Genomic DNA, 5,771 nt, shown 5'->3' with positions numbered 1-5,771 from the left:
TATCAGTAGTCAGGCCAACGCAGTCTCGGCCGGCGAAACAATACTGGTCTTGCCGCCACGCGAGCGTCCGGAGCTCAGGTATTCGGCAATCGATTCCTGGGTCACTTCCCCGAGGAACACCCGCTCGGCGTCCATCACCGGTAGCCACGAACGGTTGAACTCGTACATGCGCGACAGCAGGATGCGCAGGTGTTCGTCGTAGGCCGCGGTGGCGTTGAATTCACGCAAGTACTGCGCGCAGGTGCCGCTCTGACGGTACAGGTCGCGCCGTCGCACATAACCCAGGGCCTTGTTCTCGGCACAGGTGACCACCACGTAGCGACGGTCATGTTCGTCCATCAACTCCAGTGCCTCACTCACTGGTGTCTCGGGGCTGACCGACGGGGCGTTGTCCGCCGCGTCTTCGGCCTTGACCAGCAACAGGCGCTTGAGCGTGCTGTCCTGGCCGACGAAACTGCTGACGAACTCGTCGGCCGGATGCGCCAGCAACGTGTCCGGGTGATCGAACTGGACCAGCTTGCCGGCGCGGAAGATCGCAATCTTGTCCCCCAGCTTGATGGCCTCGTCAATGTCGTGGCTGACCATGATCACGGTCTTGTTCAGCGCCCGCTGCATCTCGAAGAACTCGTTCTGGATCATTTCGCGGTTGATCGGGTCCACCGCGCCGAAGGGTTCGTCCATCAGCAGCAGCGGCGCATCGGCCGCCAGGGCACGGATCACGCCGATCCGTTGCTGCTGGCCACCGGACAACTCGCGAGGGTAGCGATGAAGGTACTGCTTGGGTTCGAGCTTGATCATGCTCATCAGTTCGCGGGCACGGTCGTGGCATTTCTGCTTGTCCCAGCCCAGCAGGCGCGGGACCACTGTGATGTTCTCCTCGATGGTCATGTTCGGGAACAGGCCGATTTGCTGGATCACGTAGCCGATGTTGCGGCGCAGGGTCACTTCGTCCAGGCCGGTGGTGTCCTCGCCGTTGATCAACACTTTGCCCGAAGTGGGCGGGATCAGGCGGTTGATCATCTTCAGCGTGGTGCTTTTGCCGCATCCCGACGGCCCGAGGAACACGCAGATCTCGCCTTCGTTGACGATCAGGTTCACCGAGTCCACGGCCTTGACGTCCTTGCCGTTGCTCTTGAAGGTTTTGCTGAGGTTTTGAAGTTCGATCATTTCAATAGTCCTTTTGGGGTCAGCGAGCGTTGCAGCCATTGCAGAAGCAGGTCGGCGAAGATGGCCAGGAGACTGACCAGCACGGCGCCGACGATCAGCATCGACATGTCGCTGCGGCTGATGGAAGCGAGGATGAGCACGCCCAGGCCACCGGCGCCGATGGTGGCGGCGATGGTCATGACGCCGATGTTCATGACCACGGCGGTGCGCACGCCGGCCAGGATCACCGGCACGGCGATGGGCAGTTCGACCATGCGCAGGCGCTGGGCGAAGGTCATGCCGATGCCCCGGGCGGCTTCACGGATGCCCGGTTCGACGCCGGTCAAGGCCAGGTAGGTGTTGCGCATGATCGGCAACAGCGAATAGAGAAACACCGCGGTGATCGCCGGCATCGGGCCCAGGCCTTGGCCGAATTTGGAATAGAACGGCAGCAACAGGCCGAACAGCGCGATCGACGGAATCGTCAGCAGCACGGTGGCGCTGGCCTGTAACGGGCCCGCGAGCGTCGGGAAGCGGGTCATGAAGATGCCCAGCGGCACGCCGACCACGATGGCCAGGGTCACAGCGATGCCCACCAGGGTGATGTGCTGCCAGGTCAGGTGCAGCACCAGCGGCCAGTCCAGATGGGAAAAGGCGTCAAGAAAATCCATGGCTTTTCCTCCAGGTCATTGGGTTGAGAGCAGGGAATGCTGGCGCAGGAAATCGGCGGCAACGGTGGAAGGGCTTTCATGGTTGACGTCCACGCGGGCGTTGAGCTGGCGCATGGTTTCGTCATCGAACAGCTCGGCCAGGGGCTTGAGCTGCGCGGCCAGCTGCGGATGCGTGTCGAGGTACGCCTGGCGCACCACGGGCGCGGCGGTGTAGTCGGGGAAGTAATGCTTGTCGTCTTCCAGCAATTTCAGCTTGAACGCGTTCAGCCGGCCGTCGGTGGTGTACACCAGCCCGGCGAACACCTGGCCGTTGCGCAGGGCGGTGTAGACCAGGCCTGCGTCCATCTGCCGGATGTTCTTGCGGGTCAGGTTCATGCCGTACTGCTCGACCATGCCCGCCAGGCCGTCGGAGCGGTTGGCGAACTCGGTGTCCAGGGCCACCAGATGATTGTCAGCGGCTTCGGCCTGCAGCACCGTGTTCAATTGGCTGATGCTGTTGATCTGCGGGTACTGACGGGCGATTTTTTCTGGCAGGGCCAGGGCGTAGGTGTTGCTGAATTTCGACGGTGTCAGCCAGACCAGGCCTTTTTTCGCGTCGAGTTCTTTCACCCGGGCGTAGGACTGGGCGCTATCGAGTTTTTCCGTAACGTGGTTGTAGGCCACCAGCGACACGCCGGTGTATTCCCAGAGCATGTCCAGTTGCCCGGTTTCATGGGCGCTGCGGGCCAGGTTGCTGCCCAGGCCACCGGTGATCTGCGCGTCGTAGCCCTTGCTGCGCAGGTATTGCGCGGTGATTTCCGCCAGCAGCGTCTGTTCGGTGAACACCCGGGCGCCAAGGCGGATCAGTGGTTTTTCTGCGGCTTGGGCGAATCCTGCGAACAGCAGCACGCAGCCCAGTATCAAGCTCAACTTCTTCATAAACGATTTCCTTTATCCAGCCGGCTTATGACGGTTGCAGACCGCGTTCCAGCCAGAGGCGGCTGGCCAGTGTCACCAGCCCGTCGAGCAACAACGCCAACAGGGCGGTGCAGGCCGCGCCGAGCAGCAGCTGCGGCTGGTTGTTCAAGGCGATGCCGGGGAAGATCAGGCTGCCGAGGCTGTTGGCGCCGATCAGGAACGCCAGCGGCGCGGTGCCGACGTTGATCGCCAGGGCCACGCGCACGCCACCGACGATGATGGGCACGGCGTTGGGCAACTCGACTTTCCACAGCACCTGGCGCGGGGTCATGCCGATGCCGACGGCGGCTTCCTTGAGGGAGCCCTGGACGTTTTTCAGGCCTTCATAAGTGTTGCGCACGATGGGCAACAGCGAGGCGAGGAACAGGGCGAAGATGGCGGGACCGCTGCCGATGCCCAGGATGCCCAGGGCGATGGCCAGCACGGCCAGGGGCGGCACGGTGTTGCCGATGTTGAACACTTGCATGAAGCGTTCGGCGCGCCCGACCATGCCGGGGCGGCTGAGGGCGATGCCAGCGGGAATGCCCACGAGCAGGGCCGCCAGCATGGAGGCCAGGACAAGCAGCAGGTGCGCTTGCAGGTAGAACAGCAGATCGTCGTGGTAGCGTTGGATCGTATCGATGCCGATCCAGTGGACCAACAGGGCCAGGAGCGCGACGACGACCGCACCCCCGATAAGCCCTTTGCCATAGCGGATAGCCACAGGCGGACTCCTTTGTCTTTCAGTCGGCGCACGCTTTCCCGGGCGGCAAACCATCACTGGTTGCCGGGAAAACGTTCGCGAGAAGCAGCTCTTTTCCATACCGGTAAAACGGCAGGTAAATCGAGCCATGAGCGCAGCCTCGTCAGGCTAACTTGCTGATTTTTCAGACCCTGACGAACAGCCGTAGCAGGGTGGTGGACGCCTCCACGCGGCTAAAGGTTCCCATGCCAGGGAAGATCTGGCCACCCTGGATGTGCTCAACGGTTCGGTTCCTGGCGCAAGTTGAGCTATAATCGCCGCCCTTTTTTGAATCACCTGCCAGGCGATTTCCCATGACCAAACAGGCCGCCGAAGTCGCGAAACGCCGCACTTTCGCCATTATTTCCCACCCCGATGCCGGTAAGACCACCATCACCGAAAAGCTCTTGCTGATGGGCAAGGCGATCGCGATCGCCGGCACGGTGAAATCTCGCAAGTCCGACCGCCATGCCACCTCCGACTGGATGGAAATGGAAAAACAACGGGGTATTTCCATTACCACGTCGGTCATGCAGTTCCCGTATCGCGACCACATGATCAACCTGCTCGACACCCCGGGCCACGAAGACTTCTCCGAAGACACCTACCGCACCCTGACGGCAGTGGACTCGGCATTGATGGTCCTCGACGGCGGTAAAGGCGTCGAGCCACGGACCATCGCGCTGATGGACGTCTGCCGTCTGCGGGACACGCCGATTGTCAGCTTCATCAACAAACTCGACCGTGACATCCGCGACCCGATCGAATTGCTCGACGAGATCGAAGCGGTGCTGAAGATCAAGGCCGCGCCGATCACCTGGCCGATCGGCTGCTACCGCGACTTCAAGGGCGTGTACCACCTGGCCGACGACTACATCATCGTCTACACCGCCGGTCACGGGCATGAGCGCACCGAGGTGAAGATCATCGAGAAGCTCGACTCAGATGAAGCCCGCGCGCACCTGGGCGACGAGTACGATCGTTTCGTCGAGCAATTGGAGCTGGTGCAGGGCGCCTGCCACGAGTTCAACCAGCAGGAATTCCTCGACGGTCAACTGACCCCGGTGTTCTTCGGGACCGCGTTGGGCAACTTCGGTGTGGACCATGTGCTCGACGCCGTGGTCAATTGGGCACCGCGCCCGCTGGCCCGCGTCGCCAACGAGCGCACCGTGGAACCGGTGGAAGAGAAATTCTCGGGCTTCGTGTTCAAGATCCAGGCGAACATGGACCCCAAGCACCGCGACCGCATCGCCTTCATGCGCATCTGCTCCGGCAAATACGAAAAAGGCATGAAGATGCGCCATGTGCGCACTGGCAAGGACGTGCGCATCGGCGACGCCTTGACCTTCTTCTCCTCGGAACGCGAACAACTGGAAGAAGCCTTCGCCGGTGACATCATCGGCCTGCACAACCACGGCACCATCCAGATCGGCGACACCTTCACCGAAGGCGAAACCCTGGGCTTTACCGGCATCCCGCACTTCGCCCCGGAACTGTTCCGCCGCGTGCGCCTGAAGGATCCGCTCAAGTCCAAGCAATTGCGCCAGGGCCTTCAGCAACTGGCCGAAGAGGGCGCCACCCAGGTGTTCTTCCCGACCCGCAGCAACGACATCATCCTCGGCGCGGTCGGTGTGCTGCAGTTCGACGTGGTCGCCAGCCGCTTGAAAGAGGAATACAAGGTCGAGTGCTCCTACGAGCCGATCACCGTGTACTCCGCCCGTTGGGTCGAATGCGGCGACAAGAAGAAACTCGAGGAGTTTTCCAACAAGGCCGTGGAAAACCTCGCCTTGGACGGCGGCGGTCACCTGACCTACCTGGCCCCGACCCGGGTCAACCTGGCGCTGATGGAAGAGCGCTGGCCGGATGTGAAATTCCGGGCGACGCGTGAGCATCATTAAGCCTTGAGCTTCATCCCCCAAACCCCGTAGCGAAATCTGCGGGGTTTTTTATTGGTGCGCCAGGCATGGCGCGTTGCGCGCAAGCGCAACCAGCTTGGCTGTGGTGGTCACGCTGGTGACTTGGAGGTGAAAGTCCTCTACACACCCGGCAAGGGGAAGTGTTAGCCAGAGGCAAGGGTGTCGCGGGTGACTGCGAATCTGAAGGAAGCCCGAGGCAAAATGCTGGCCTGACGAACAGGAAGCGGATTAGGCGGTGCAGCGGGGTAAGGTAGCCAAAATTGCCAAAGCCCAATACTTGCACGGAACGCTGTGACGTAGATCCGACAGGCATAAGCAGGAAGGTCGCGCGAATTACCCTGGGAGATCTGCCCGTTTGCC

At 61.7% G+C, this 5,771-nt stretch carries 5 protein-coding genes; 1 reads left to right on the top strand and 4 read right to left on the bottom strand.

Annotation, left to right across the window (positions count from 1 at the left end; genetic code table 11):
- Window positions 1-9: 9 nt before the first annotated feature.
- The 4 genes from BLO97_RS30370 to BLO97_RS30355 are packed head-to-tail and all read right to left on the bottom strand — an operon-like array spanning window position 10 to window position 3,477.
- Window positions 10-1,167 (bottom strand): osmoprotectant ABC transporter ATP-binding protein OsmV, encoded by a 1,158-nt coding sequence (locus BLO97_RS30370; RefSeq protein WP_092349807.1) that lies wholly within the window; start codon window positions 1,165-1,167, stop codon window positions 10-12.
- Complete coding sequence (locus BLO97_RS30365) at window positions 1,164-1,817, bottom strand: ABC transporter permease (protein ID WP_018611336.1); 654 nt, start codon at window positions 1,815-1,817, stop codon at window positions 1,164-1,166. Before BLO97_RS30365 ends, BLO97_RS30370 begins: the two co-directional genes overlap by 4 nt.
- A gap of 15 nt (window positions 1,818-1,832) precedes the next feature.
- Entirely contained in the window at window positions 1,833-2,735 is a 903-nt protein-coding gene (locus BLO97_RS30360) for a glycine betaine ABC transporter substrate-binding protein (RefSeq protein ID WP_092349804.1), read from the bottom strand.
- 25 nt (window positions 2,736-2,760) lie between these two features.
- Window positions 2,761-3,477, bottom strand: coding sequence for an ABC transporter permease (locus BLO97_RS30355; RefSeq protein WP_092146083.1), 717 nt, complete (start codon window positions 3,475-3,477; stop codon window positions 2,761-2,763).
- Window positions 3,478-3,809: 332 nt separating this feature from the next.
- On the opposite strand from BLO97_RS30355, the gene BLO97_RS30350 reads away from it, so the two are divergent.
- Complete coding sequence (locus tag BLO97_RS30350) at window positions 3,810-5,393, top strand: peptide chain release factor 3 (RefSeq protein WP_092146081.1); 1,584 nt, start codon at window positions 3,810-3,812, stop codon at window positions 5,391-5,393.
- Window positions 5,394-5,771 lie beyond the last annotated feature (378 nt).

Source organism: Pseudomonas sp. NFACC05-1, from assembly GCF_900100135.1.
Lineage (GTDB): Bacteria > Pseudomonadota > Gammaproteobacteria > Pseudomonadales > Pseudomonadaceae > Aquipseudomonas > Aquipseudomonas fluorescens_Q.
Note: the sequence above shows the minus strand (reverse complement) of the source record. Positions and strands in the feature narration are given on the sequence as shown.